Origin of the sequence: Mesorhizobium sp. L-8-10, from assembly GCF_016756635.1 — a bacterium.
In the GTDB taxonomy this organism is placed as follows: domain Bacteria; phylum Pseudomonadota; class Alphaproteobacteria; order Rhizobiales; family Rhizobiaceae.
The window spans coordinates 6,461,202-6,486,249 of sequence record NZ_AP023263.1 but is presented as its reverse complement, the minus strand read 5'-3'; the positions used below and the strand labels follow the sequence as shown (position 1 = coordinate 6,486,249).

The 25,048-nt window shown below is 65.3% G+C and carries 22 protein-coding genes; 11 read left to right on the top strand and 11 right to left on the bottom strand.

Annotation, left to right across the window (positions count from 1 at the left end; translation table 11 throughout):
• The first annotated feature begins 273 nt into the window (after window positions 1–273).
• Complete coding sequence (locus JN280_RS30310; RefSeq protein ID WP_202307770.1) at window positions 274–789, top strand: invasion associated locus B family protein; 516 nt, start codon at window positions 274–276, stop codon at window positions 787–789.
• Window positions 790–873: 84 nt separating this feature from the next.
• Window positions 874–2,286 (top strand): metalloprotease TldD, encoded by a 1,413-nt coding sequence (gene tldD, locus JN280_RS30305; RefSeq protein ID WP_202307769.1) that lies wholly within the window; start codon window positions 874–876, stop codon window positions 2,284–2,286.
• Between the two features lie 590 nt (window positions 2,287–2,876).
• On the opposite strand, the gene JN280_RS30300 is transcribed toward tldD, so the two are convergent.
• A complete protein-coding gene (locus JN280_RS30300; protein ID WP_202315120.1) occupies window positions 2,877–3,131 on the bottom strand; it encodes a type II toxin-antitoxin system prevent-host-death family antitoxin in 255 nt (84 codons plus the stop codon).
• A 481-nt stretch (window positions 3,132–3,612) separates the two neighbouring features.
• On the opposite strand from JN280_RS30300, the gene ispH reads away from it, so the two are divergent.
• Genes ispH through rnhA form a run of 3 tightly spaced genes read left to right on the top strand, consistent with a single transcriptional unit; the run spans window position 3,613 to window position 6,056 of the window.
• Complete coding sequence (gene ispH, locus JN280_RS30295; protein ID WP_202307768.1) at window positions 3,613–4,623, top strand: 4-hydroxy-3-methylbut-2-enyl diphosphate reductase; 1,011 nt, start codon at window positions 3,613–3,615, stop codon at window positions 4,621–4,623.
• A gap of 3 nt (window positions 4,624–4,626) precedes the next feature.
• On the top strand, window positions 4,627–5,595 hold the full coding sequence (locus tag JN280_RS30290) for a homoserine kinase (protein ID WP_202307766.1): 969 nt from the start codon (window positions 4,627–4,629) through the stop codon (window positions 5,593–5,595).
• Window positions 5,592–6,056 carry a ribonuclease HI gene (gene rnhA, locus JN280_RS30285; protein ID WP_202307764.1) on the top strand — a complete coding sequence of 155 codons (465 nt, stop codon included), beginning with the start codon at window positions 5,592–5,594 and terminating at the stop codon, window positions 6,054–6,056. The genes JN280_RS30290 and rnhA overlap by 4 nt, the downstream gene beginning before the upstream one ends.
• A 65-nt stretch (window positions 6,057–6,121) precedes the next feature.
• Here the strand turns inward: rnhA and JN280_RS30280 are convergent, their stop codons facing one another.
• Entirely contained in the window at window positions 6,122–6,607 is a 486-nt protein-coding gene (locus JN280_RS30280; RefSeq protein WP_202307763.1) for a peroxiredoxin, read from the bottom strand.
• Between the two features lie 86 nt (window positions 6,608–6,693).
• On the bottom strand, window positions 6,694–7,491 hold the full coding sequence (locus JN280_RS30275; RefSeq protein WP_202307762.1) for a protein-disulfide reductase DsbD domain-containing protein: 798 nt from the start codon (window positions 7,489–7,491) through the stop codon (window positions 6,694–6,696).
• A 136-nt stretch (window positions 7,492–7,627) separates the two neighbouring features.
• Between JN280_RS30275 and JN280_RS30270 the strand changes: the two genes are divergently transcribed.
• Window positions 7,628–8,236, top strand: a complete 609-nt coding sequence (locus JN280_RS30270; protein WP_202307761.1) for a YqgE/AlgH family protein — start codon at window positions 7,628–7,630, stop codon at window positions 8,234–8,236.
• Here the strand turns inward: JN280_RS30270 and JN280_RS30265 are convergent.
• The 4 genes from JN280_RS30265 to thrC are packed head-to-tail and all read right to left on the bottom strand — an operon-like array spanning window position 8,227 to window position 14,433.
• Window positions 8,227–11,115 carry an EAL domain-containing protein gene (locus JN280_RS30265; protein ID WP_202307760.1) on the bottom strand — a complete coding sequence of 963 codons (2,889 nt, stop codon included), beginning with the start codon at window positions 11,113–11,115 and terminating at the stop codon, window positions 8,227–8,229. The genes JN280_RS30270 and JN280_RS30265 overlap by 10 nt on opposite strands.
• A 4-nt stretch (window positions 11,116–11,119) precedes the next feature.
• The gene (locus JN280_RS30260) at window positions 11,120–11,713 is read right to left on the bottom strand and encodes a GNAT family N-acetyltransferase (RefSeq protein ID WP_202307759.1); all 594 of its coding nucleotides are present in this window, start codon (window positions 11,711–11,713) and stop codon (window positions 11,120–11,122) included.
• Between the two features lie 15 nt (window positions 11,714–11,728).
• Window positions 11,729–13,021 (bottom strand): M16 family metallopeptidase, encoded by a 1,293-nt coding sequence (locus JN280_RS30255; protein ID WP_202307758.1) that lies wholly within the window; start codon window positions 13,019–13,021, stop codon window positions 11,729–11,731.
• A 14-nt stretch (window positions 13,022–13,035) separates the two neighbouring features.
• The gene (gene thrC, locus JN280_RS30250; RefSeq protein ID WP_202307757.1) at window positions 13,036–14,433 is read right to left on the bottom strand and encodes a threonine synthase; all 1,398 of its coding nucleotides are present in this window, start codon (window positions 14,431–14,433) and stop codon (window positions 13,036–13,038) included.
• Window positions 14,434–14,557: 124 nt separating this feature from the next.
• Here thrC and JN280_RS30245 point away from each other — a divergent pair, with 124 nt between their 5' ends.
• The gene (locus JN280_RS30245; RefSeq protein WP_244742269.1) at window positions 14,558–15,115 is read left to right on the top strand and encodes a hypothetical protein; all 558 of its coding nucleotides are present in this window, start codon (window positions 14,558–14,560) and stop codon (window positions 15,113–15,115) included.
• Between the two features lie 108 nt (window positions 15,116–15,223).
• On the opposite strand, the gene JN280_RS30240 is transcribed toward JN280_RS30245, so the two are convergent.
• Together JN280_RS30240 and JN280_RS30235 are read right to left on the bottom strand one after the other, a co-directional pair.
• Window positions 15,224–15,877, bottom strand: coding sequence for a TerC family protein (locus JN280_RS30240; protein ID WP_202307754.1), 654 nt, complete (start codon window positions 15,875–15,877; stop codon window positions 15,224–15,226).
• 296 nt (window positions 15,878–16,173) lie between these two features.
• On the bottom strand, window positions 16,174–16,860 hold the full coding sequence (locus JN280_RS30235; RefSeq protein ID WP_202307752.1) for an HAD family hydrolase: 687 nt from the start codon (window positions 16,858–16,860) through the stop codon (window positions 16,174–16,176).
• Window positions 16,861–17,034: 174 nt separating this feature from the next.
• Between JN280_RS30235 and JN280_RS30230 the strand changes: the two genes are divergently transcribed.
• Window positions 17,035–18,168 (top strand): site-specific DNA-methyltransferase, encoded by a 1,134-nt coding sequence (locus tag JN280_RS30230; protein WP_202307751.1) that lies wholly within the window; start codon window positions 17,035–17,037, stop codon window positions 18,166–18,168.
• A gap of 194 nt (window positions 18,169–18,362) precedes the next feature.
• Here JN280_RS30230 and JN280_RS30225 read toward each other — a convergent pair whose 3' ends face one another.
• Window positions 18,363–18,974 (bottom strand): HAD family hydrolase, encoded by a 612-nt coding sequence (locus JN280_RS30225; RefSeq protein ID WP_202307750.1) that lies wholly within the window; start codon window positions 18,972–18,974, stop codon window positions 18,363–18,365.
• Window positions 18,971–20,095, bottom strand: a complete 1,125-nt coding sequence (gene mutY, locus JN280_RS30220) for an A/G-specific adenine glycosylase (RefSeq protein ID WP_202307749.1) — start codon at window positions 20,093–20,095, stop codon at window positions 18,971–18,973. The genes JN280_RS30225 and mutY overlap by 4 nt, the downstream gene beginning before the upstream one ends.
• 50 nt (window positions 20,096–20,145) lie before the next feature.
• Here mutY and JN280_RS30215 point away from each other — a divergent pair, with 50 nt between their 5' ends.
• The 3 genes from JN280_RS30215 to smc all read left to right on the top strand — a co-directional run bounded on the left by JN280_RS30215 (window position 20,146) and on the right by smc (window position 25,029).
• Window positions 20,146–20,649 carry a DUF721 domain-containing protein gene (locus tag JN280_RS30215; protein WP_202307748.1) on the top strand — a complete coding sequence of 168 codons (504 nt, stop codon included), beginning with the start codon at window positions 20,146–20,148 and terminating at the stop codon, window positions 20,647–20,649.
• 138 nt (window positions 20,650–20,787) lie between these two features.
• The gene (locus JN280_RS30210) at window positions 20,788–21,507 is read left to right on the top strand and encodes a DsbA family protein (RefSeq protein ID WP_202307747.1); all 720 of its coding nucleotides are present in this window, start codon (window positions 20,788–20,790) and stop codon (window positions 21,505–21,507) included.
• A gap of 63 nt (window positions 21,508–21,570) precedes the next feature.
• The gene (gene smc / locus JN280_RS30205; protein ID WP_202307746.1) at window positions 21,571–25,029 is read left to right on the top strand and encodes a chromosome segregation protein SMC; all 3,459 of its coding nucleotides are present in this window, start codon (window positions 21,571–21,573) and stop codon (window positions 25,027–25,029) included.
• The last annotated feature ends 19 nt before the right edge of the window (window positions 25,030–25,048 follow it).

Below are 25,048 nucleotides of genomic sequence, written 5' to 3'. Positions count from 1 at the left end.
CGCAAGGAATGAGCGGAACAGATCATGCGGCATTTTTGCGCGCGCCGGCCGGTGTGGAGAAACGGTGGTCCACCGATGCCCCCCGCGGCAGCGGCCGGGCTTCGCACCTTGTGCGATGGCCGTTGGCCGATGAGGCGGTGTGGCGTCGCAATTCGGGCGAATTTGCTCCCGAAAAGTCGGCGGGCTTGGCAATTTGGCTGTTCTGAAGCGCATGCTTGTCCTTTACTTGACGCTGCCGGGAACTAAATTGCCGTGATTCGTTATGGAGCAGCCATGATCACTGGGCTTTTCAGACCGCTGGCGCAGGTCTTCCTGTGCGCTGCCGCCGTCGGGGTCTTCTCGACGGCTTCCGCCCAGCAGAGCGGAACGGTCAAGTCGACGCACGGCGCCTGGTCCGTGGTGTGCGATACGCCGGCGGGGGCAACCGCCGAGCAATGCGCCATGATGCAGAACGTCGTAGCGGAGGATCGTCCTGAGGTTGGCCTGTCGGTCGTCGTGCTGCGCACGGCCGACAACAAGGCGGAGATCCTGCGCGTGCTCGCCCCGCTCGGAGTGCTCCTCCCCAACGGCCTCGGTCTCAATGTCGACGGCAAGGACATCGGTCGCGCCTATTTCGTGCGCTGCTTCCAGGACGGATGCTATGCCGAGGTCATCCTCGAGAAGCAGTTGCTCGACACGCTGAAGACCGGCACGTCGGCCACCTTCATCGTCTTCCAGACGCCTGAGGAAGGTATCGGCATCCCGGTCGACCTCAAGGGTTTCGGCGAAGGCTTCGCGGCGCTGCCCTGAGCAGGTGACATTGCCCGCATTGCCTTCGGGTGTGACCGCGCCTACATGCCCGTACAGTCATTCCATCCAGCAAGGCGGCAGGCGATGAACAGCATTCTCGGCCAGTTCGACATTTCCGAAGACAAGGTGCGCCGGGTCGTCGCCGACACGATCGCGGGCGCCGATGACGGCGAGCTTTATCTCGAATACAGCGAGAGCGAGGCGCTGATGTTCGACAACGGCCGGCTGAAGACCGCGAACTTCAACACCGATCAGGGGTTCGGGCTGCGGGCGGTCGCCGGCGAAGCGACCGGCTATGCCCATTCCAGCGAGCTTTCCGAAAGCGCGCTGCTGCGCGCCTCGGACGCTGTTTCGGCCGTCAAGGGCGGCTATTCGGGCACGCTGGCCGCGGCTCCGGCGCGCACCAACCGTCATCTCTACGGCGACGAGAACCCGATTCCGTCGCCGTCTTTCGCGGAGAAGGCGAAGCTCCTTCAGGAGATCGACGCCTTCCTGCGCAACAAGGACCCGCGGGTGCGCCAGGTGACGGCATCGCTTGCTTCGTCCTGGCAGCATGTCGAGATCCTGCGCGCCGACGGCCAGATCGTCCGCGACATCCGCCCGCTGGTGCGCGTCAATGTCTCGGTGGTGGTGGGCGAGGGCGATCGCCAGGAGACCGGCTCGTACGGCATGGGCGGCCGCAAGGGCTTCGGCGAGTTCCTTGCCGAGGACAGCTGGAGGTTCGCCGCCGACGAAGCCCTGCGTCAGGCGCTGGTCAATCTGCAGGCCGTTCCCGCACCGGCCGGCGCTTTCGACATCGTGCTGTCCAGCGGCTGGCCGGGTGTCATGCTGCATGAGGCCGTCGGCCACGGGCTGGAAGGCGACTTCAACCGCAAGAAGACATCGGCCTTCGCCGGGCTGATGGGCCAGCAGGTGGCGGCCAGGGGCGTCACCGTGGTCGACGACGGCACAATCGCCGAGCGTCGCGGCTCGCTTACGGTCGACGACGAGGGCACGCCAACCGCCCGCAATGTACTGATCGAGGACGGCAAGCTTGTCGGCTACATGCAGGACCGGCAGAATGCCAGGCTGATGGGCATGGAGGCGACGGGCAACGGCCGTCGCGAATCCTACGCGCACCAGCCGATGCCGCGCATGACCAACACCTTCATGACGGCGGGCGACCTCGACCCCGCCGAGATCATCGCCTCGGTGCCGCACGGCATCTACGCCGTTTCCTTCGGCGGCGGCCAGGTCGACATCACGTCAGGCAAGTTCGTGTTCGGCTGCACGGAAGCCTACATGATCGAGAACGGCAAGGTCACGCAGCCGATCAAGGGCGCGATGCTGATCGGCAACGGACCCGACGCGATGCACCGGGTGACCATGGTCGGCAACGACATGAAGCTCGACACCGGCATCGGCATGTGCGGCAAGGCCGGTCAGGGCGTGCCGGTCGGTGTCGGGCAGCCGCATCTGCGCATGAACCAGATGACGGTCGGCGGCACGCGGGTTTAGCGGGTATCGGCCGAAGGTTCGAGAGCCCTCAAGACATGTCGCGCAAGAGTGTGCAGCAGTTTTGCGCGACATGCGTAACTCTACGGCAGGTCGCAAGCTGTAGGTCCTTCATTTGACGCATGTCCTTTTGGCCGAAAACGGTGACCACTTCGGGAGAAATGCTTAGTCGTCTCGCGGCACGACGCGCGCGCGGCGGATTTTTTGCGCTTCCACGATCGCTTGTCGAAGCTCTTCGAACAGTCCGCGCGGCAGCATTCCGTAGTGATAGGAACCATCTGGTCGCGGCCGAAGATCGTAGCCAGGCCACGTAAAGCGATTGAGTTCGTCGAAGCGAATCCAATGCCGTGCGCCGTCTAGCCCAAGGCTGCGGCACACAGTATCCGGGACCTCCAGGGATGTGCCCGAATCCTCCGGCGGGCGATGCGTGATGGGCGCGACAATCGTGCGAACCTGTCCGCCCTCGCCGCGAGGAACTGCCACAACAATGGCGCAAGGGCGGTCCTTCGTACCCTCGACAGCACCCTGATCGTGTTCTGAACTCCAAAGGAAGCTGTAACGAATGACGAGGCCCGGTCTTGGCGTAGGGATGTTCACTTGGGCGCGGCGCCATACTCGGCAGCTTCGATGGCCGCTATCGTATCGTCGTCGAGGTCGCCGATCTTCAAAACTTCACGTTCCCGTTGCTTGAGGCGCTCAAAATGCTCCAGTTCCGCCGCAGAGAGATAGGCCCCAACCACGCGGCCGTGACTGGTCACATTGATGACGCCCACTTTGATCGCCTCATCCTGATATTTTCCGAAGTTCCGTGAGAAATCGCTCGCGGGAACGGTTGGAGCCTGATGCATCAAAGCCTCCTGCGAAATTTGCATAATTTGCGTAATTTGCGCGATAATGTCAAGGGTGGACAGCGATGGCGCCGCGGGGGCAGTGTGTCTCATCTGGTTGTGCGGATCGCGGAAGGCCAGTCAACCTCCGCGCAACAAAGATACGGGGCGACGTGCCGGAAGATCACCTTCTTCGAGTGGCGAGTTCACCAGAAGCCGTCCGAGCGATGGCCGAGGCGCTGATTCCTTCTCGCCGTGCCTCGTGATCACGCGGCGCTCGGCCCCGTCGTCGCGGCGTGACAATGGGGCTCTCGCGTCCTGACGTTGGATTTCCTTCATGGCCGCACTCGGCATATGAGCATAGCTACTGCATAAACGATCCTGTGCGCTGGCCAAACAGGGAAGCCGCAGACGGCTTGCCGCCGCCATGCCGCAACCTTTCGCCCTTGACATGGAGAGGGCCGGGACATCATTTCGGGCGCGCTCAATCGATCGGAAAGCCATGCCCGCCCCAACCAAAAAGCCGCCGCTGACGATCCGGCTCTGCCAGCCGCGCGGTTTCTGCGCCGGCGTCGACCGCGCCATCCAGATCGTGGTGCTGGCGCTGAAGAAATACGGTGCGCCGGTCTATGTCCGGCACGAGATCGTCCATAATCGCTACGTGGTCGAAGGGCTTCAGAACCTCGGGGCGGTCTTCATCGAGGAGCTTCACGAGATTCCGCCGGAACACCGGGAATGCCCGGTGGTGTTTTCCGCGCATGGCGTGCCGAAATCCGTGCCGCAGGATGCCGAGGCGCGCAACCTCTTCTATCTCGACGCGACCTGTCCGCTGGTCTCGAAGGTCCACAAGCAGGCCATGCGCCACCAGCGGCTCGGCCGCCATGTGCTGCTGATCGGCCATGCCGGCCACCCCGAGGTGATCGGCACGATGGGGCAGCTTCGCGACGGCACGGTGACGCTCATCGAGACCGAGGCCGATGCAGTGCGGTTCGAGCCCCTGGACCCTGCCGCGCTGGGCTTCGTCACCCAGACCACGCTGTCGGTCGAGGATACGGCCGGCATCATCCGCGTGCTCACGGAGCGTTTCGCCGATCTGCATGCTCCTGCTGCCGAATCGATCTGCTACGCCACGACCAACCGCCAGGAGGCGGTCAAGGAAACGGCCTCCGGAGCGGATCTCTTCCTTGTCGTCGGCGCGCCCAATTCCTCGAATTCGCGGCGCCTCGTCGAGGTGGCCGAGCGTGCCGGCGCGAAAATGTCGCTTCTCGTACAGCGGGCTTCCGAGATTCCGTGGGATGAGGTCGGCGGGATCTCGACGTTGGGACTTTCGGCAGGTGCCTCCGCGCCCGAGATCATCGTGGACGAAATCATCGACGCTTTCCGCGAACGGTTCGACGTCCATGTCGATCTCGCGGTGACTGCGACCGAAACGGAGAATTTCCCAGTGATGCGTGCGCTGCGCGATGTCGATCTGACGGCTGCCGACATGGCGTTCGTCAACGGGGACCGTTGAGGCATGGCTGTCTACACGGACATCACGGAGGGCGAGCTCGACGCCTTCCTCGAGCGCTACAACGTCGGCCGGCTTCTGTCCTACAAGGGCATCGCGGAAGGCTCGGAGAACTCGAACTTCCTGCTCCATACGGCGAGCGGCTCCTACATCCTGACGCTCTATGAAAAACGCGTCGATCAGGCTGACCTGCCTTTCTTCCTCGGGCTGATGGATCACCTGGCCGGGAAGGGCATCAATTGCCCGCTGCCGGTGCATCGCAGCGACGGTACCGTCATCGGCACGATCGCCGGTCGGCCTGCCGCCCTGATCACGTTCCTGGAGGGCATGTGGCCGCGACGGCCGACCGCCGCCCATTGCCGCGAGGTGGGAAAGGCGCTCGCCGGCCTGCATCTCGCCGGCGCCGACTTTCCGCTCACACGAAGGAACGCGCTGTCCTTCGACGGCTGGAGGAAGCTGTGGGGCGCCGCACGTCCGCGCGCCGACGAGGTGGAGCCAGGCTTGTCGGCCGAGGTGGATGCGGATTTCGCCGAACTCGCCGAGAAGTGGCCCGCCGACCTGTCGTCGGGCGTCATCCATGCCGATCTCTTCCCCGACAATGTGTTCTTCCTGGGTGACGAACTCTCGGGGATCATCGATTTCTACTTCGCCTGCAACGATCTCTTCGCCTACGACCTGGCGACCTGTCTCAACGCCTGGTGCTTCGAGAAGGATCACGCATTCAATCTGACGAAGGGTACCGCCTTGCTCGCCGGCTACCAGAGCGTGCGGCCGTTAAGCGCCAGGGAGGTGGAAGCTCTCCCGATCCTGGCCCGCGGTTCGGCTCTGCGCTTCATGCTGACCAGGCTCTACGACTGGCTGACCATCCCCGACGGCGCCCTGGTGCAGAAGCGGGATCCGCTCGAATATGTCCGCCGCCTGCGCTTCCACCGCAGCATAAAGTCGCCGTCCGAATTCGGGATCGAACCACGATGAAATCCGTCGAGATCTTCACCGACGGGGCCTGTTCGGGAAATCCCGGCCCCGGCGGTTGGGGCGCCATCCTGCGCTACAACGAAGCCGTCAAGGAGCTTTCCGGCGGCGAGCCGGAGACGACCAACAACCGCATGGAGTTGATGGCCGCCATCCAGGCGCTGGGCGCCCTCAAGCAGCCGTGCAAGGTCGATTTCTACACCGACAGCAACTACGTCAAGGACGGCATCAACGGCTGGATCGAAGGTTGGAAGCGCAACGGCTGGAGGACGGCGGCCAAGGCGCCGGTCAAGAATGCCGAACTCTGGCGGGCGCTCGACGAGGCGCGCAGCCGCCATCAGGTGACGTGGCATTGGGTCAAGGGCCATGCCGGCCATCCCGAAAACGAGCGGGCCGACGAGCTCGCCCGTATGGGCATGGCGCCGTTCAAGAAGCGGAAGCCGCCGCTGGCCCCGAAGGGGTGAAGGTCGAGGCTCAGGCGTTTTGGAGGACAGGGCGGCCCGGTCGTGTCCGAAGCCGCCCTTTGATCTCAGAGCTGTTCGAGGATCTTCGCCGCGCCGGAAATTACGGCCTGTCCCGGAGCATCCTCGACATTGAGCGCCGTCACCTGGCCATTCTCGACGATCATGGAGAAACGCTTGGAGCGGAGGCCGAGGCCGCCGGCGCTCAGATCAATGTCGAGCCCGATCGACTTGACGAAGTGGCCGCTGCCGTCGGCGAGGAACAGGATCTTGCCTTCAGCGCCCGTGAAACGGGCCCAGGCACGCATGACGAACTGGTCGTTGACGGCCACCACGGCGATCGTGTCCACGCCCTTGGCCAGAATGGCGTCGCGGTTCTCCAGATAGCCCGGCAGGTGGTTGTTGCTGCACGTCGGCGTGAAGGCTCCAGGCACGGCGAACAGCACGACCTTCTTCCCGGCGAAGAGCTCCGCCGTGGTCATGTCCTTGGCCTCGTCGTCGGTCATGATCTTGAAGCTGGCTTCGGGGAGCTTGTCACCGATCTTGATGGTCATGTCGCCTGTCCTTTTGTTGGCGGTCGATGGGCGGCAAGCCTTAGCTGCTCGATCGCGCCGCCGCAATCGCCCGCCGCGAAAGCTGATCAGGGAAAGGGCAGGGCGCCTTCCACAGCGCCGGCATCCGTCGTCAGCGTGTAGCGCAGCGCACCCTGGGTCGGCGCGGTCGCGGGCCGCGCCAGCAGCGGGATCGAGAATCGGACCTTGCCGCCGGCCTCTCGGCGTTCGGGCGTGCCGAAGACATAGCCCTGTTCGCCGGCGAGGAAGAAATCAATCGGTTCGGCACCGGCCGGCGCATGCGCCTCGACTTCGATATGCCCGGCGTCGCTCGCCAGGAGCTTCACGCCGAAGCCGGGATGCTCGGGTTTCGGCAGCGCGGCGAACGCTGCCTCCACCAAGGCCGTGTCGGCGGCGTTGCCGGGATCGCCGGCAGGGTCCACCTCCAGCCGGCCCTGGACCGGAATGCAGATCGTCTCGCAGATGCCCAGGAAGATGTCGGCGTCGATTTTGCCCGCCTCCGAACCCTTCAGCGTGAACTTCACCGGCAGCGCGATCGAATGCTTGTAGCCGGCCCATTTCGAATAGCCGTCGTCGAAACGATGCGGTGCCGGAAAGGAAAGCTCGGCCGAAACGATGCTCGGGCTGGCCGAGACATCCACGACGGGCGGCACGCCCGCCTCGCCCGGATCCCGCCAATAGGTCTTCCAGCCGGGCAGGAGATCGATCTGGAGGGCGCCGGTGAGGACGCCATGGGCATCCGGAGCGCCGGCCGTGACGAGCCGCACCCGTCCACCCTGCGTTTCGAGCCAGGCGCTCGACGACGCAACGGCTTCCAGGGGACGCGCGGCAAGAACGAACAAGAGGATCAGGCTCTGGCGAAGCATGGCGGAGATTTGACCGTTGGACGCAGGCTCGGCAATCCGGAGGAGGGCATCTCTCTATCATTTTTGCGTGAGGCTGGGGCCCTTCCGGGCCGAAACCCATCTTTCAACGGCGGGAAAAAAGCGTTACCTTTCTCCAATGGATCTCCTGCGGCGAAAAAGGGCCGTGTCGAATCGCGGCTTCCTCGATGATCAGTTCCTCATCGCCATGCCCGGCATGAAGGATGATCGATTCGCGCGTTCGGTCATCTATGTCTGCGCCCATAGCGAGGAAGGCGCGATGGGGCTGATCATCAACCAGGTCCAGCAGATGCGCTTTCCGGACCTCCTCGTCCAGCTCGGCATCATGGACGAACAGGAGGCGATCCGGCTGCCGTCCAAGACACGGGACTTCATGATCCGCAACGGCGGTCCGGTCGATCGCAGCCGGGGCTTCGTGCTGCATTCGGACGACTATACCGTCGAATCCTCTATGCCCGTCTCGGAAGACGTCTGCCTGACGGCAACGGTCGACATATTGCGTGCGATCTCCGCCGGGCGCGGCCCGCGCCATGCGCTGATGGCCCTCGGCTATGCGGGCTGGGGTGCGGGGCAGCTGGAGAGCGAGATTGCCGACAATGGCTGGCTCACCTGCCCGGCGGACATCGATCTCCTGTTCGATACCGACATCGAGCGCAAATATGACCGGATCCTCGCCTCGATCGGCATCGATCCGACGCGGCTGAGCCACAGCGCCGGTCACGCCTGAGCCAGCGGATACTGTTCCTTCAGCGTCTTGAGCGCCGCGTCGCCCGCCATGGGCGCGCCGAACATGTAGCTCTGCGCATATTCGCAGCCTATCTGCCTGAGCTGCAGAGCGTCGTGCTCGTCTGAAATGCCCTCGGCCACGACCGAGAGGCCGAGCTCGTGCGCCATGTTGATCATGGATTTCAGCAGCACGTCGCGCTTGGGCGTGCTGTCGTCCAGGAAGCTCTTGTCGATCTTGATCGTGTCGAAGGGGAAGCGCGTCAGATAGGAGAGCGACGAGTAGCCGGTGCCGAAATCGTCGAGCGACAGGCCTATGCCGAGCTGCTTCAGCTTGGCGAGCACATGGGCCGACTGTTCCGGATTGTCCATCACGAGGGATTCGGTCAGTTCGAGGCGGAAGCAGCGCGGCTTGATGCCGGCGCGGGCGACGACCGAGCGCACATCGCTGACAAGGTCGCGGCGGATGAGCTGTCGGCTCGAAAGATTGACCGACATGGACAGGGGCACGTCGCCGATCTGGCGCTGCCAATTCGACAAATCCTCGGCGGCCCTTTGCATGACGAACAGGCCGAGCGGCACGATCAGGTCGCAATTCTCGGCGACCGGAATGAAATCCGACGGAGGGATCAGCCCCCGCCGTGGATGATCCCATCGGATCAGCGCTTCGAAACCGGCGATGCTGCGGTCTTCGAGGCGCACGATCGGCTGATAGGCCAGCGTGAGCTCCTTGCGTTCGATCGCCCGCCGCAGGTCGGATTCGAGCTGGAGCCGGTCGGTCCCCACGGACCGGAAGGCCGGCCGGAAAGGCTCGATGCGATCGCCGCCGAAGCGCTTCGCCTGATGCATGGCGAGCTGCGCGTCCTTGATCATGTCGTCGGCGGTCGACTGCGAATCCGTCCAGGTGAGCAGGCCGATGGAAGCGGTGAGCACGATCTCGCGCTTGGCGAAGGTGATCGGCGCGCGGATCGCCTGCTTGACCGCGTCGGCCACCGCCGCAATGCGTGCCGGATCCTGCTCGGACAGCAGCATCATGGCGAACTGGTCGCCCGCGAGCCTCGACAGCGCGTCACGCGGTTTCAGCAGGCGGTGCAGGCGCCTTGCGATGGTGAGCAGGATCGTGTCGCCTGCGGAAATGCCGAGGCCGTCATTGACCTGCTTGAAGCGGTCGATGTCGACGACGAAGACAGTCGGCCGCAGCCTTTCCTCGGAGCGGGCGATGGCGATCATGCCGTCGAGCCTGTTGAGGAACAGCTCCCGGTTGGGCAGCCCCGTCAGATTATCGTGGACGGCATCGTGCAGCAGCCGTTCCTCGGCCTTCTTCTGCTCCGTCACGTCGACAAGCGTGCCCACGCAGCGGATCACTTCGCCGTCGGACCCGACCACGGGGCGGGCGCGCAGCGAGAACCAGTGATAGTGGCCGTCGGAGCCGCGCAGCCGGAAGTTCTGGGAAACGCGGCCGCGGCGATGCTCCAGCACCACGTCCAGAGTCGTGCGGAATGTGTCGCGGTCGTCGCTGTGGAGCACGGGCAGCCAGTTGCGCGCCGGCCCGGTGAGGGCATTGGCGGCGAGGCCGAGCTGCAGACTGACGTCGGGCCGGGTCACCACGCGGTCGCGCAGCACATCCCAGTCCCAGACGATGTCGCCCGAGCCGGTGATCGCCAAAGCCTGGCGCTCCATGTCGCTGAACAGGCCCTGGTGCAGCGCGCCGCCCGCGAAGGCGTGCTGCATCACCGTGAAGCCAATCAGGAGGATGATCAGGATCAGCCCCCCGCCGAGGGCCGGCTGGACGACGTCGTTGTCGAGCATGCCTGTCACCGCCATCCACGACCCGCCGAGCCACACCAGCACCATCAGCCAGCTTGGCACCAGCATGATCGCGCGGTCGTAGCCTTGCGTGCCGAGATAGACGATCAGGCCGAGCCCGATCACTGCCGTGGCCGCGAAGGACAGGCGTGCGATGCCGGCCGCGACGGCGGGGTCTATGACCGCCACGCCGGCGATCAGGAACAGGCCCAGTATCCAGGCGAGCGCGCCGTAGCTGAAATGGCCGTGCCAGCGATTGAGGTTGAGATAGGTGAACAGGAACACCACGAAGGTGCCGGCGAGCGCCACTTCCGTTCCGGCCCGCCACAGCTGCTCGCTGCCGGGCGATATCTCGATGACCTTGTTGAGGAAACCGAAGTCGATACAGATATAGGCGAGCACCGCCCAGGCGAGCGCGGCGGTGGCCGGGAACATGGAGGTTCCCTTCACCACGAAAAGGATGGTGAGGAACAGCGCCAGAAGCCCGGCGATGCCGATCACGATGCCGCGGAACAGCGTGTAGGAATTGACCGTATCCTTATAGGGCTCGGGGTCCCATAGATAGACCTGCGGCAGCTTGGGCGAGGCAAGTTCGGCGACGAAGGTGATCACCGCGCCGGGATTGATGGTGACGAGGAAGACGTCGGCGTCCGGGCTCGCCTGCCGGTCGAGCGCGAAGCCTTCGCTGGGCGTGATCGCCGCGATGCGGCTCGAACCCAGGTCGGGCCAGAACAGGCCGGAATTCACGAGCCGGAAATGCGGCGCGACGATCAGACGGTCGAGCTGCTGGTCGGTGGTGTTGGCGAGCGCAAAGACCGCCCAGTCGCCGGTCGAGCGCGCGTCGTTGGCCTCGACCTCGATGCGTCTCACGATGCCGTCGGGGCCGGGAGCCGTCGAAACCTGGAAGTTCTCGCCCTGGTTCCGGTAGATCTCGACCGCGCCCGAGAGATCGAGCGCAACGTCGTCGCGGGATATCTTGATCGGCTCGATCGCGGAAGCCGGGGAGACGGCGCAGACTGCGGCGATCGCCGCCAGGGCGAGCGCGAGCAGGATGCGCGTCCGAAGGAAGATCGCCAAAAATTCAGCCTCGTCTGGTGTCGCCCCGATCGTCGGCGATCAGGGCATAAAGATGATGATCCTGCCAGGTTCCGTTGATCCTGAGGTAGGAGCGCAGAAGCCCTTCGCGCCGGAATCCGGCTTTTTCAAGCACACGCGCAGAACGGACATTCTCCGGAATACAGGCTGCCTCGATGCGGTGCAACCGCAGCGTATCGAAGGCGTAGGGGATGACGAGCCGGATGGCCTCCAGCATATAGCCCTTGCCGGCGTGACGCTCACCCACCCAATAGCCGATCTGGCCGGATTGAGCGACGCCATGGCGGATGTTGCCGAGCGTGATGCCGCCGATGAGGCCCCCGGTCTCGTTGTCGAAGATGAAGAAGGCGACTGCCAAGCCGAGGGCGAAGTCTTCCCGGTAGCGCCGCAATCGCTGGCGCCAGGCGCTCCGCTCGAGCTCGTCCGCCGACCAGCGGGGCTCCCATGGCTCCAGGAAGCGGCGGCTTTCGTGGCGCAACGACGCCCAGGCGTGATAGTCGGCCCCCACCGGCAGCCGCAACGTCACCCGATCTCCCTTGAGCGCCGGCGTGTCACGGCGAAGGAAGGGGAGCGACAGCATCGGCCGGAAGTGGGATCAGACGGCCAGTTTGCGCAGGGCCGGATCGGCGTTGGGCAGGGCGTCTCGGATCGCCTCATAGGCGGCGAGCGCACCGACCGGCCCGACCGCGGCCACAGTTGGCTTGGTCGAGAACAGGCGCGACGACAGGTCCGTCAGCCGCTCGATGGTGAGATTGGAAAGGCGCTCGACCAATTCCGCCATCGGGATCGGCCGGCCGAACAGAAGAAGCTGCCGTGCGATCTGCGAGGCGCGGCTCGCCGCGCTCTCCGCCGACATGACGAGGCCCGCACGATACTGCGCGCGGGCCCGGTTCAGTTCCTCCATCGTGATCGTCTCGCTGGTTTTCTGCAGCTCGGAGACAATGACGGGAACAAGCTTGGAGATGTCGCTCTGTCCCGTCGCGGCATGGATTCCGAAGATGCCGGTATCCGAGAAGCCCCAATGGAAGGCGTAGACGGAGTAACAGAGGCCGCGCTTCTCGCGCACTTCCTGGAACAGGCGGGACGACATTCCGCCGCCGAGGATCATCGAAAGCACCTGCGAGGCATAGAAGTCGCGCACATGATAGGCCCGGCCCTCGAAGCCGAGCACGATCTGCGCGTCCATCAGGTCGCGGTTCTCACGGTAGTCGCCACCGACATAGTTGGCATATTGAGGGATGGCGCTATCGGCCTTCGCGCGGAACGATCCCAGCCGTTTCTCGACCTCGCGAACGAAGGCGTCGTGCTTGATGTCGCCGGCAGCCACGACCACCATCCGGTCGGCGCCGTACTGGCGGTCCATGAAGGAACGGAGCTGCTGCGAAGTGAAGGATTTCACGGTCTCGGGCGTGCCGAGGATGGAACGGCCGAGCGTCTGGTGGCGAAAAGCGGTCTCGGTGAAGCGATCGAAGACGATGTCGTCGGGCGTATCGTGCGCGGCACCGATCTCCTGCAGGATGACATGTTGCTCGCGTTCGAGCTCTTCCGGATCGAACCGCGATTCGGTCAGGATGTCGGCCAGGATGTCGATGGCGAGCGGAACGTCTTCGGACAGAACGCGGGCATAGAAGGATGTCGTCTCGACGCTCGTCGCGGCGTTGATCTCGCCGCCGACATTTTCGATCTCCGAGGCGATCTGCCAGGCGCTCCGACGCGCGGTTCCCTTGAACGCCATGTGCTCGAGCAGATGGGCGATGCCGTGCTCGTCCTCGCGTTCGTTGCGCGAGCCGGACTTGACCCACACGCCGAGTGCAACGGATTCGATATGAGAAAGGGTTTCGGTGGCGACTGTGAGGCCGTTCGACAGGCGGCTTACCTCAACACCCATATAGGCACTACTCCCTAACGCACTGCCCGCGCATGGCGGTTTATGTGATCTTCCACCATTTTTAGCTCCGATGGAAGCACCGTGAATTTTTCCTCGCGCGCCATCAGGTCACCGAGCCACGCGGGCAGGGCGGGGGAGACGCCGCAGGCGGCTTCGACAGCCGCGGGAAACTTGGCCGGATGGGCGGTCGCGAGCACGACCATGGGCGTGGCGGACCCGCCATGAGAGCGGGCGACATGGACGCCGGTCGCGGTATGAGGATCCAGGAGATAGCCGGTCCCGTCGAGTGTGCCGCGAATCGCCGCCGCCGTTTCCTCGACCGAGGCGCGCCCGGCCGCGAACTCGTTCCGGATGGCCGCCAGAACCGGGGCATCGAGGGTGAAGGCTCCGGACTGCTTCAGACCCGCCATGTAACGTCTCACCGTCGCGGCGTCGCGTCCCGAGGCTTCGAACAACAGCCTCTCGAAATTGGACGAGACCTGTATGTCCATCGACGGAGATGTCGTGGCGACCACGCCGCGCGTCTCGTAGCTGCCGCTGGCGAGCGTGCGGGCAAGAATGTCGTTGTCGTTGGTGGCGATGACCAGTCGCTCGACCGGCAGGCCCATGCGCCTGGCGGCGTAGCCGGCGAAGATGTCGCCGAAATTGCCGGTCGGCACGGTGAAGGAAACGGCGCGGTCGGGGGCTCCGAGCGAAAGCGCCGAGGAGAAATAATAGACGATCTGGGCCATGATGCGTGCCCAGTTGATGGAGTTGACGCCGGCCAGCGCGACATGGTCGCGGAAGCCGTGGTCGTTGAACATGTCCTTCACCAGTGCCTGGCAGTCGTCGAAGTCGCCTTCGATCGCGAGCGTCTGGACGTTTCCGGCCTTCGAACTCGTCATTTGCCGCTGCTGGACGGGTGACACGCGGCCATGCGGAAAGAGGATGAAAATGTCGGTGCGGTCGCGGCCCGCGAAGGCTTCGATCGCCGCCCCGCCGGTGTCGCCAGAGGTTGCGCCGACGATCGTGGCGCGCTTGCCCTGCTCGGCCAGCACATGGTCCATGAGCCGGGCCAGGAGTTGCATCGCCACGTCCTTGAAGGCGAGCGTCGGGCCGTGGAAGAGCTCGAGGATGAACTGGTTGGGACCTGTCTGGACGATGGGGCATACCGCGTCGTGCCGGAAGGTGGCATAGGCCTCGGCGATGATACCGGCGAACTTCCGTTCCTCGATCTCGCCGCCGACGAAGGGCGTCAGGAGCCTCGCTGCGAGGTCGGGGTAGGAGAGGCCGCGCATCGCACGAATATCGGCCGCCGTGAAGCTCGGCCATTCCCTGGGCACATACAGCCCGCCGTCGCGGGCCAGGCCCGTAAGCAGCGCGTCCGAGAAGCCCAGATCCGGAGCGTCGCCCCGTGTGCTGACATATCGCATCGTCACCTGTCCGTTGCAGCAAAGCGTCGGCGCTTCCGAAAAACTGGCTCCCGTCAGTCGCATTTTTGCCGCGCGGTTGCTATAGACGGCCCGCTCTCGACAGGGAAGTGAAGTGGGGACTTTTTTGAACCAGAAGCAATTTATTGCCGGTTTCGCCTTTGCCGGCTTTATCCTGGTCGCCGCCGGCTGCCAATCCAGCGTCGCTCCCGGCTCCAATGCGGATGCGCCGAAACCTCCTCAGGAAAAGATCCTCGAAAGTGAATTGCGGGCTTACTGCCCGGGGGTGATCCTGCGCGACGGGACGGCCTATTACAGGACTTATGCCAAAGGCGGGCAGGACGATCCAACCAAGCTCGCCTACCAGGCGGCGATCACGGATGTGACGCGAAGCTGCACGCGCAGCAACGGCATGATGACCATCAATGTCGCGGCGGCGGGCAAGATCGTCACGGGGCCGGCCGGCGCGCCTGGAACCATCACCATGCCGATCCGCGTCGCCGTGGTGCGGGGCGACGAGGTACTCTACAGCAAGCTGCACCAACATCAGGTGACTGTCGGCGACAAGTCGGGCGCCACCCAGTTCGTCTTCAATGATCCCAACGTCGTCATTCCCGAGCCGCAGCCTGGTTCCGTCCAGGTCTTCGCCGGCTATGACGAAGGTCCGCCGGCGAAGAAGAAGTAGCAGCTTCCTCAGCTTCGGCCGTCGTCAGCCGGGCCGGCAGACAGACAGCCGATGGGAAAGCACTCTGGCCGGGCGCGAAACGAGCCCGGGCCCGGGCGATTCGGGGCGTCAGCCCGAAACGAGCGGCGCCACTTCGAGCGCACCCCGATAGATCATCTCCACGGCGACGTAGAAGATGATGGCGAGGCCGACATAGGCGATCCAGCGATGACGCTGAAGCAGCCGGGCGATGAAAGTCGCGGCGACGCCCATCAGCGCGATCGACAGGATCAGGCCGAATGCCATGATCACCATGTGGTCGCGCGCCGCACCCGCGACCGCGAGCACGTTGTCGAGCGACATCGACACGTCGGCGATGACGATCTGCCAGGCCGCCTGCGCGAAGGTTTTGCGCGGTGCGGTTCCGGCGATCTTGCCGTCGTTGTCGAGATCCCGGCCTTCCAGCGCCTCCTCGCCCTGCATCTCCTCCGCATGGCTGATGCGCAACTCGCGCCACATCTTCCAGCAGACCCAAAGAAGGAGGATGCCGCCGGCGAGCAGCAGACCCACGACCTGCAGCAACTGCGTCGTGGCCATGGCGAAGATCACGCGCAGCACGGTCGCCGCGATGACGCCGATGAGGATGGCCTTTGCGCGCTGCTCCTTGGGGAGGCCGGCGGCCGCAAGGCCGATGACGATTGCGTTGTCTCCCGCCAGGACGAGATCGATCATGATGACCTGGAGGAGGGCGAAAAAGGCTTCTGTGGTTAGAAGTTCGCTCATGTAGCTCCCACTTTCGAACGGAAAGGGGTGCCGAGTGCAGCGGAAAGCATCAATCGCCGGCCGGCGGCAAACGCGGCGCGCTCACCGCCATATGCGAAGCCGGCCGGATAGATCTAGGATCGACGAAGTTCCATTGCGCCAGGCCACCCGATTGGACATCCAGTCCGACATCACAGTTCAGCGAACTGCCAGAGGGGCCCGGCCTGGTGAGCCGCATTTAGCGGCAACGCCCCCGGAACTCAAGAGCCCGGGCTGCAAATCTCCTCGCCATAGGAAGCATTCAGGGTCCGACGACCTCAGGCGTCGGACCATTCCGAAAGCGCGGCCAGCGTGCCCTTGAATTCGGTCCAGCGCCGGATCACCGTCTCCGCCCCCGCATCGGTCAGGGCATCCGCATGGCCGGGATAGCTGTGCGATGCGCCGGTGAAGCCGATCACCCGCATGCCGGCGGCCTTGGCGCCGTGGATGCCGTGTACGGAATCCTCGATGACGAAGGTCTTCTCGGGGTTGGCGCCGAGCGTCTGCGCCGCGTGGAGAAAGACGTCGGGCGCCGGCTTCGTCCGTCGGCTGGGGGTCTCCTTGGCCGAGTAGATCCGACCATCGAAGAAAGGCTTCAGCCGTGTCCTGGTCAGCATCGCATCGAGCCGATGGGCGCTCGAATTGGAGCAGATGCAGCGCGGCGTGGTGAGGGCCGCCACCGCTTCGTGCACGCCCTCGATCGCCAGCACTTCGTTGGCGAGGCGGTGATCGTTGACCTTTTCGGCCTTGTCGATCAGGGAGGACTGCAGCGGAATCTGCGCCTTCTCCTCGACCCGCAGCAGGATGTCCTTGAAGGTCAGGCCGGCATAGGTCTCGGCCAGTTCCTCGGCCGAGATCGGATAGCCCGCCTCGGTCAGGAGTTCCGCTTCGACACGGGCGGCGATGATTTCGGAATCGACGAGCACGCCGTCGCAATCGAAAATGACAAGGTCGATCTGGGTCATGACGTTCCGGGAGGTGTGGGCGCCGGCGGATCGGCGACGCTTCATGCGGCAAGGCCGGCGGAATACACGATGATCACGCCGACCGCAAATTGGCAGGCCCGTTTCACCAAATCTTTACCCAGTCCGGTAACCATAACGGGACGTAAACCGTAACGCGTAACCTGGGTATCCCGCATGTCTGCCCTGCGTCTTGCCGACGAACTTTCCGCCGTTTCCGCACAGCCGGCCTGGCTCGACACGATCCTGAAGGGGGATTGCGTCGCCGCGTTGGAAAGGCTTCCCGAGAAGTCGGTCGACGTGGTCTTCGCCGACCCGCCATACAATCTTCAGCTCGACGGGGAACTGCATCGTCCGGACCAGTCGAAGGTCGATGCCGTCGACGACGAATGGGACCGCTTCGACAGCTTCGAGGCCTACGACGCCTTCACCCGCGCCTGGATGCTGGCGGTTCGCCGCGTGCTGAAACCCAGCGGCACGATCTGGGTCATCGGTTCCTATCACAACATCTTCCGTGTCGGCGCCACGATGCAGGATCTCGGATTCTGGATCCTCAACGACGTGGTCTGGCGCAAGACCAACCCGATGCCGAATTTCCGGGGGCGCCGTTTCCAGAACGCACACGAGACCATGATCTGGGCGTCCCGCGATCGGCAGGCCAAGGGCTACACCTTCAACTACGAGGCCATGAAGGCGGCCAATGACGACGTCCAGATGCGTTCCGACTGGCTGTTCCCGATCTGCACCGGCTCGGAACGGCTGAAGGACGGCAACGGTAACAAGCTGCACCCGACCCAGAAGCCGGAGGCGCTGCTCGCCCGGGTCATGATGGCGTCGACGCGTCCGGGCGACGTCGTGCTCGATCCGTTCTTCGGCTCGGGAACCACCGGTGCCGTTGCAAAACGCCTCGGCCGCCATTTCGTTGGCATCGAACGCGAGCAGGCCTATATCGACGCGGCCGCCGAGCGTATCGCCGCCGTCAAGCCGCTGCAGGCCGCGGAACTCGCCGTCATTTCCGGGAAGCGGGCCGAGCCGAGGGTGGCCTTCGTCAGCCTGATCGACAGCGGCCTGATGGCTCCCGGCACCCGTCTTTACGACGCCAGGAAGCGATGGTCGGCGACCGTTCGTGCCGACGGCACGCTGGCCGCCGGCGACGCGGTCGGGTCGATCCACAAGGTGGGCGCCGCCGTGCAGGGGCTCGACGCCTGCAACGGCTGGACGTTCTGGCACTATGAACGGAACGGCGGTCTCACCCAGATCGACGAGTTGCGCCGCATCGTCCGTGTCGGCATGGAGCGGGCCGGCGCGTAAGCGAGGACTGCGCCCAACGGACGGGGAAATTGACCGTTGGAGCGCGCGATCGCGCGGCCCAACCCCGTTGGCGCGAAAATCGAGCGGCCCGGATAGGCCTCGCTGGCGATCGAGATCCCGCGGATGAACGGCATCCACCTTCACTGGATGTGCCAATATCCAGTGCGATTGATTTCAGAGGCCGGCCCCTCCGGTCACGGCCTGATCCCGAAACGCGCGAGGTCCGCCTCCAGCGTTTTCGCGTCCTGGAACAGCACAGCCTGCCAGCCGGCGTGCCTGGCGCCGTCGACATTCTTCTGGCTGTCGTCGATGAAGATCGTGGCGGCCGGGTCGAGGTCGAAGCTCGCCATGTGGTGGTCGTAGATACCGCGATCCGGCTTGATCATGCGCACCTCGCCCGACACGGTCACCCCGCGCGGCCGGTCGAGGAACGGAAAGCGCTGCCGGGCTTCGACGAATGTGTCGGAGGCGAAATTGGTCAGCATCGTGACGTCATGGCCGGCATCGATCAGTTCGAGCATCACCGCGACGCTGTCCTCATAGGCATGAGGCACCATCTCGTGCCAGTGCCGGCGGAAGTTGCGGATGTTCTCCTCATGCGCCGGATGATCGGAGATGAGCAGGCTTTCGGCTTCCTCCCAGGTGCGGCCGCGATCCTGCTCCACATTCCAGTCGTGGGTGCAGACATTGTCGAAGAACCAGCGCCGTTCGTCGGGATCGGGGATCAGCCGGCTGAAGGGCAGGTCTGGATCGTAGTGGATCAGCACGCGGCCGATGTCGAACACGATGTGACGGATATCGGTCATGAACTCCTCTTGATGCTTCGGGAGGTTTTGGTCGCGCCCGATATCGCAGCCTCGATTGCCTTTTTCATGACAGTGGGCAGCGCCTCGTCGTGGATATCCGCCAGTCTCGCCCAGCGGTGCCCGGCCGGCGCCGCGCGGTCGCCGGCCTCTGCCCGGTAGACCACGAGCTCCAGCGCGAAATGCGTGAAGACATGCGAAATGCTTCCCGCTTTTCGCCACTCGGCGGGAAAGGGAGCCTCTCTGCTGCTCGTATCGCCGTCGTTGCGTGCCGTCCAGCCCGTCGTCGGCACCTCGCTCATGCCGCCGAGCAGCCCGCTCTCCGGGCGCTTGCGCAGCAGGATGGTGCCGCCTTTGCCGATGGCGACGAAGGCCGCGCCGTGACGCTGCGGCCTCTCCGCCTTCGGCGCCTTGACCGGATAGAACTCGGGGTCGCCCGCTCCCAGCGCGGCACAGCCGGCGTTGAGCGGGCAGAGCATGCATGAGGGACGGCGCGGCGTGCAGATCGTGGCGCCGAGGTCCATCATTGCCTGCGCGAAGTCGCCCGGGCGGGCGGCGGGCACGAGATCGCCTACAATCGCCCGTATCTCCCGCTTGGCCTCCGGCAACGGCGTGGCTATGGCGTAGAGCCTCGTCACGACGCGCTCGACATTGCCGTCGACGACCGCCGCGGGCCGGTCGAAGGCGATCGCCGCGATCGCGGCGGCGGTGTAGTCGCCTATGCCGGGCAGGTCGCGCAACCCGGCTTCCGTGTCGGGAAAGCGGCCGCCGTGGTTCGCCGCCAGCTGGTCTGCGCATTTCTTGAGATTGCGGGCCCTGGAATAGTAGCCGAGGCCGGCCCAGGCCCGCAGCACCTCCTCCTGGTCGGCCGCGGCCAACGACGCCGCGTTGGGCCATCTGTCGAGGAAGGCACGGAAATAGGGCTTGACCGCCTCCACGGTCGTTTGTTGCAGCATGATTTCCGACAGCCATACGCGATAAGGGTCGGGCCGCTTGCCGGCCGCCGCAGCACGCGGCGGCGTGCGCCACGGCAAGTCACGATGGTGCTTGTCGTACCAGGCGAGCAGGCGTGCTGCCATGCCGTCGCTTTGGGGAGTGTATTCGGATCGTGTTGCGGCTACCATCGAGCGGTGGCTGATCGATGCGGGAAGCAGGAATTGACAGGGGACCGGTCATGACAGGGAAACGGCCGGGCGGCAATCCCAAGCCCGTAAGCGATGTCGCCACCGAGATACTCGATCCGGTGCTGCGCAAGCGCGCCGGAATTTCGGTCGGTCTCGTGCAATCCTGGGAGGAAATCGTTGGACCTCGGCTCGCCGGCCGCACTCGTCCCGAGAAGATCGTCTGGCCGCGGCGGCTCGACGACGACGACCCTTTCGAGCCGGCCGTGCTGGTCATCGCATGCGAGGGCGCGGCGGCGCTCCATGTCCAGCACGAGACGAACGAGATCGTCAGCCGGGTCAACGCCTTCCTCGGCTTCGCCGCGATCGGCCGCATCAGGATCGTGCAGAAGCCGGTGAACACGGGGCCGGACAAGCCGAGGCCGCGGCTGCGACCGTTGTCGGAACTGGAGAAGAAACGCGTCGCCGGCACGGTCGCGAAGATCGAGGACGACGGTCTGCGCGCGGCCCTGGAGCGCCTCGGCACGACGATCCTGAGCGCGAAGAAACGACCGTAGCCGACGATTTCTCGCGTGAAATTGATCGCCTGCGGCTCTTTGCGTTGTTGGCTTGCATCGGGCCATGCCTTATTTCGCGCCAACTCTCGCCTTTGTGTGCCTTTTGACCGCAAGATTCCTCATTCGCCAGGTGATTCGATGATCCGTTCCATTCCGCGCCGGTCCGTTCTGACCTCGCTGGTCGTGCTTCCGACGGCGCTGATGCTTGCCGCGTGCAGCGATTCCACGGAGGAGGCCAAGGCGGAGACTTCAAAGCCGGCCGATGCGGCCACTCCCGCCGCGCCGGCCGTCAATGCGCCGAAGCCGGCGGGAACCGTCGACATGGCCAAGCTCCTGGAAGCAGGCGCGCTGCCTGAGAAGAGCCTCGGCAAGGAGGACGCGCCCGTCACCATCGTCGAATATGCCTCGATGACCTGCCCGCACTGCGCGCATTTCCATGAGACGACCCTGCCGGAGCTCAAGACCAGATACATTGATACCGGCAAGGTTCGGCTGATCCTGCGCGAGTTCCCCTTCGATCCACGCGCCGAGGCGGGTTTCATGCTGGCGCGCTGCTCCAACGACAACTATTTCGCGATGGTGGACGTGCTGTTCAAGCAGCAGCGGAACTGGGCCGCAGCCGAAAATGCCAGGGATGCGCTGCTCCAGATCTCCAAATTGGCCGGTTTTTCACAGGAGTCCTTCGAGGCCTGCTTGACTGACCAGAAGCTTCTGGACGAAGTGAGGGCGGTGCGCGAGCGAGGCGCCAAGGATTTCGGAGTGGACTCGACCCCAACCTTCTTCATCGATGGGGGCAGATATCCCGGAGCGTTGTCGATTGCGGAACTGTCGGCGATCATCGACCCGCTGCTTTCGTAACCGGCCCTTCTTTGCCGTGTGGAGGGGCGGGTCGCCCTTCCGCTCGTCCGGCGGTGACGGCGGATGAAGTTCACCCGACTCCGCCTTCTCGGGTTCAAATCCTTCGTCGAGCCGTCCGAGTTCGTGATCGAACGCGGCCTGACGGGTGTCGTCGGCCCGAACGGCTGCGGCAAGTCGAACCTCGTCGAGGCGCTGCGCTGGGTGATGGGCGAAAGCTCGTACAAGAACATGCGCGCGTCCGGCATGGACGACGTTATTTTCTCGGGCTCGGCAACGCGGCCCGCCCGCAACACGGCGGAAGTGACGCTGTTCCTGGAGAACGGCGACCGCACCGCGCCCGCGGCCTTCAATGACGCCGACGAACTGCAGGTCTCTCGCCGTATCGAGCGCGAGGCAGGCTCGGTCTACAGGATCAACGGCAAGGAAGCGCGCGCCAAGGATGTGCAGCTTCTCTTCGCCGACCAGTCGACCGGCGCGCGCTCGCCGTCGATGGTGGGCCAGGGCCGCATCGGCGAGCTGATCCAGGCGAAACCGCAGGCCCGGCGCGCTCTGCTCGAAGAGGCGGCGGGCATCTCGGGTCTCCACACGCGACGTCACGAAGCTGAGCTGAGGCTGCGCGCTGCGGAGCAGAATCTCGAGCGGCTGGACGATGTGGTCGGCGAGCTCGAAAGTCAGATCGACAGCCTGAAGCGCCAGGCGCGTCAGGCCTCGCGGTTCAAGAACCTGTCGGCCGACATCCGCAAGGCCGAGGCCATTCTGCTTCATCTGCGATGGACCGCTGCCAAGGCGCAGGAGGCCGAGGCAAAGTCCGCGCTCGCCTCGGCGACCATGCTGGTCGGCGACCGGGCCGAGGCCCAGATGGCCGCTGCCAAGGAGCAGGCGATCGGCGCCCATCGGCTGCCGGAACTGCGCGACGCCGAGGCGGCGGCAGCGGCGACCTTCCAGCGCCTCTCCATCGCTCGCGCTCAGATCGAGGAAGAAGCGGGGCGGGTGCAGGCCCGCCAGGCCGAGCTCGACAAGCGCATCGCACAGCTCGACGCGGACATGCGTCGCGAGGAGCAGATGGTCCGCGACAATGCGGACATACTGGAGCGCCTCGCCGAGGAGGAGGCGACGCTCGAGGACGAGAACGCCGTCGCCTCCGACCGCGAGATGACCACGCGAGCGGCTTTCGAGGAGGCCGCTGCCAAGCTTGCCGCGAGCGAAGGCGCCCTGGCGGCGCTGACGGCCGAGCGGGCTGAAGCGGCCGCGGCCCGCCAGCAGGCGGAGCGTGCGTTGCGCGATACGGCTGAGCGCCGTGATCGGCTGGCGCGCCAGCTCGCCGAGGTCGCGCGGGAAGCCGATGATATCGCCGCCCGGATCGGGGGGCTCGCCGACCCGGCCGAGAAACGCCTGCTGGTCGAGCAGGCAGCGGAGGCGGTCGAAGTCGCCGAAAGCCATGCCATCGGCGCCGAGAAAGCGGTCGTCGATGCACGTGCGGCCGAGGCCGCACTCCGTTCACCCTTGCAGGAGGCCCGTGCCGAACTCGCTCGCGTCGAGACCGAGGCGCGGACGCTGGCCAAGGTGCTGAACGCTGCGAGCGGCGACCTGTTCCCGGCCGTTCTCGAACAGATGCGCGTGGAGCGCGGCTACGAAACGGCGCTCGGCGCGGCGCTCGGCGAGGATCTCGACCTTCCGATGGATCCTGCTGCTCCGGCGCATTGGGCCGAAGTGGAACCGCAGCCCGACGATCCGGTGCTGCCCGCGGGCCTGCGCTCGCTGGCATCGGTCGTATCCGCGCCGCGCCGGCTCGAACGCCGCCTTGACCAGATCGGCATCGTCGAGGCGGGCGAGGGAGCGGCGCTCCAGGCGGCTCTGAAACCCGGCCAGAGGCTGGTCAGCCGGGAAGGCGCGTTGTGGCGTTGGGACGGCATGACGGCAAGCGCCGATGCGCCGACGCCGGCCGCGCAGCGCCTTGCGCAGAAGAACCGTCTGGCGGAACTGGACGCCGAAGCCGTCGCCGCGACGAAGAGGGTGCGAGCGGCCGAAGAAGAACTGGCCAGCGCCGAAGGGCGCGTGCGGCAGTCGGCCGAAGCCGAACGCGATGCGCGACAGGCCTGGCGCGGCGCCCAGCACGCTCTCGAAGCCGCGCGCGACGCGCTGGCAAAGGCCGAGAAGGCGGCAGGCGAGCTTTCGACCCGACGCGCGGCCCTCGAAGAGGCACGGCTGCGATTGGAGCAAGGCAGCGAGGAAATCGAGGCCGCCTATCAGGATGCCGAGGATGCGCTCGCCTCGGCCCCCGATCTCGGCGATCTCCAGGCGCGTCTCGACAGGATGGCGGGCGACGTCTCCGGGGATCGTGCCGCGCTTGCCGAAGCCCGAGCCGTGCATGAAGGCCTGAAGCGCGAGGCGGAGGCGCGGGTCCGCCGGCTCGCCGCGATCTCCGCCGAACGCAAGAGCTGGGTGTCGCGTGCCGAGAACGCCGATCGCCAGATCGCAGCGCTCGCGGCGCGCCGTGCCGAGGCGATCGAAGAGCGCGAGGCGCTCGCCGAAGCGCCCGACGAGATCGACGAGCGTCGTCGTTCCCTGATGAGCCAGCTCAGGGATGCGGAAGCATTGCGCAAGAATGCAGCCGATCGCCTTCAGGAGGCGGAGAACCGCCAGTCGGTCGCAGACAAGGCGGCAACCGCTGCGATCCAGGGGCTCGCCGAGGCGCGCGAGGCTCGTGCTCGCGCGGAGGAGCGTCTGACGGCAGCCGACGAGCGGCGCAAGGAAGTGGAAGCCCGTATCCATGAGGCGCTGAACACTCCCCCGCACCTGGTCATCCGCCACACCGGGCTCGAGGCCGACGATCCCATGCCCGATGCGGCGGAGGTCGAGCGTCAGCTCGAACGCCTCAAGATCGAGCGCGAGCGGCTGGGCGCGGTCAATCTGCGCGCCGAAGAAGAACAGAGGGAACTTTCCGAGCGGCTCGAGACCATCGTTTCGGAACGCGAGGACATCATCGAGGCGATCCGCAAGCTGCGCCAGGCCATCCAGAACCTCAACCGCGAGGGACGGGATAGGCTGCTGGCGGCGTTCGACGTCGTGAACAGCCAGTTCCAGCGCCTGTTCACGCATCTCTTCGGCGGCGGCACCGCCGAGCTTCAGCTCATCGAATCGGAGGATCCCCTGGAGGCGGGGCTGGAAATCCTGGCGCGTCCCCCTGGCAAGAAACCGCAAACCATGACGCTGCTTTCCGGCGGCGAGCAGGCGTTGACCGCAATGGCGCTGATCTTCGCCGTGTTCCTCACCAATCCGGCGCCGATCTGCGTGCTCGACGAGGTCGATGCGCCGCTCGACGACCACAATGTCGAACGCTACTGCAACCTGATGGACGAGATGGCGGCGACGACGGAGACGCGTTTCGTCGTCATCACCCACAATCCCATCACCATGGCGCGGATGAACCGGCTGTTCGGCGTCACCATGGCCGAGCAGGGCGTCAGCCAGCTCGTCTCGGTCGACCTGCAGACAGCCGAGCGACTGCGCGAGGCGAGTTGATCCGCCTGGAGCGCCCCGC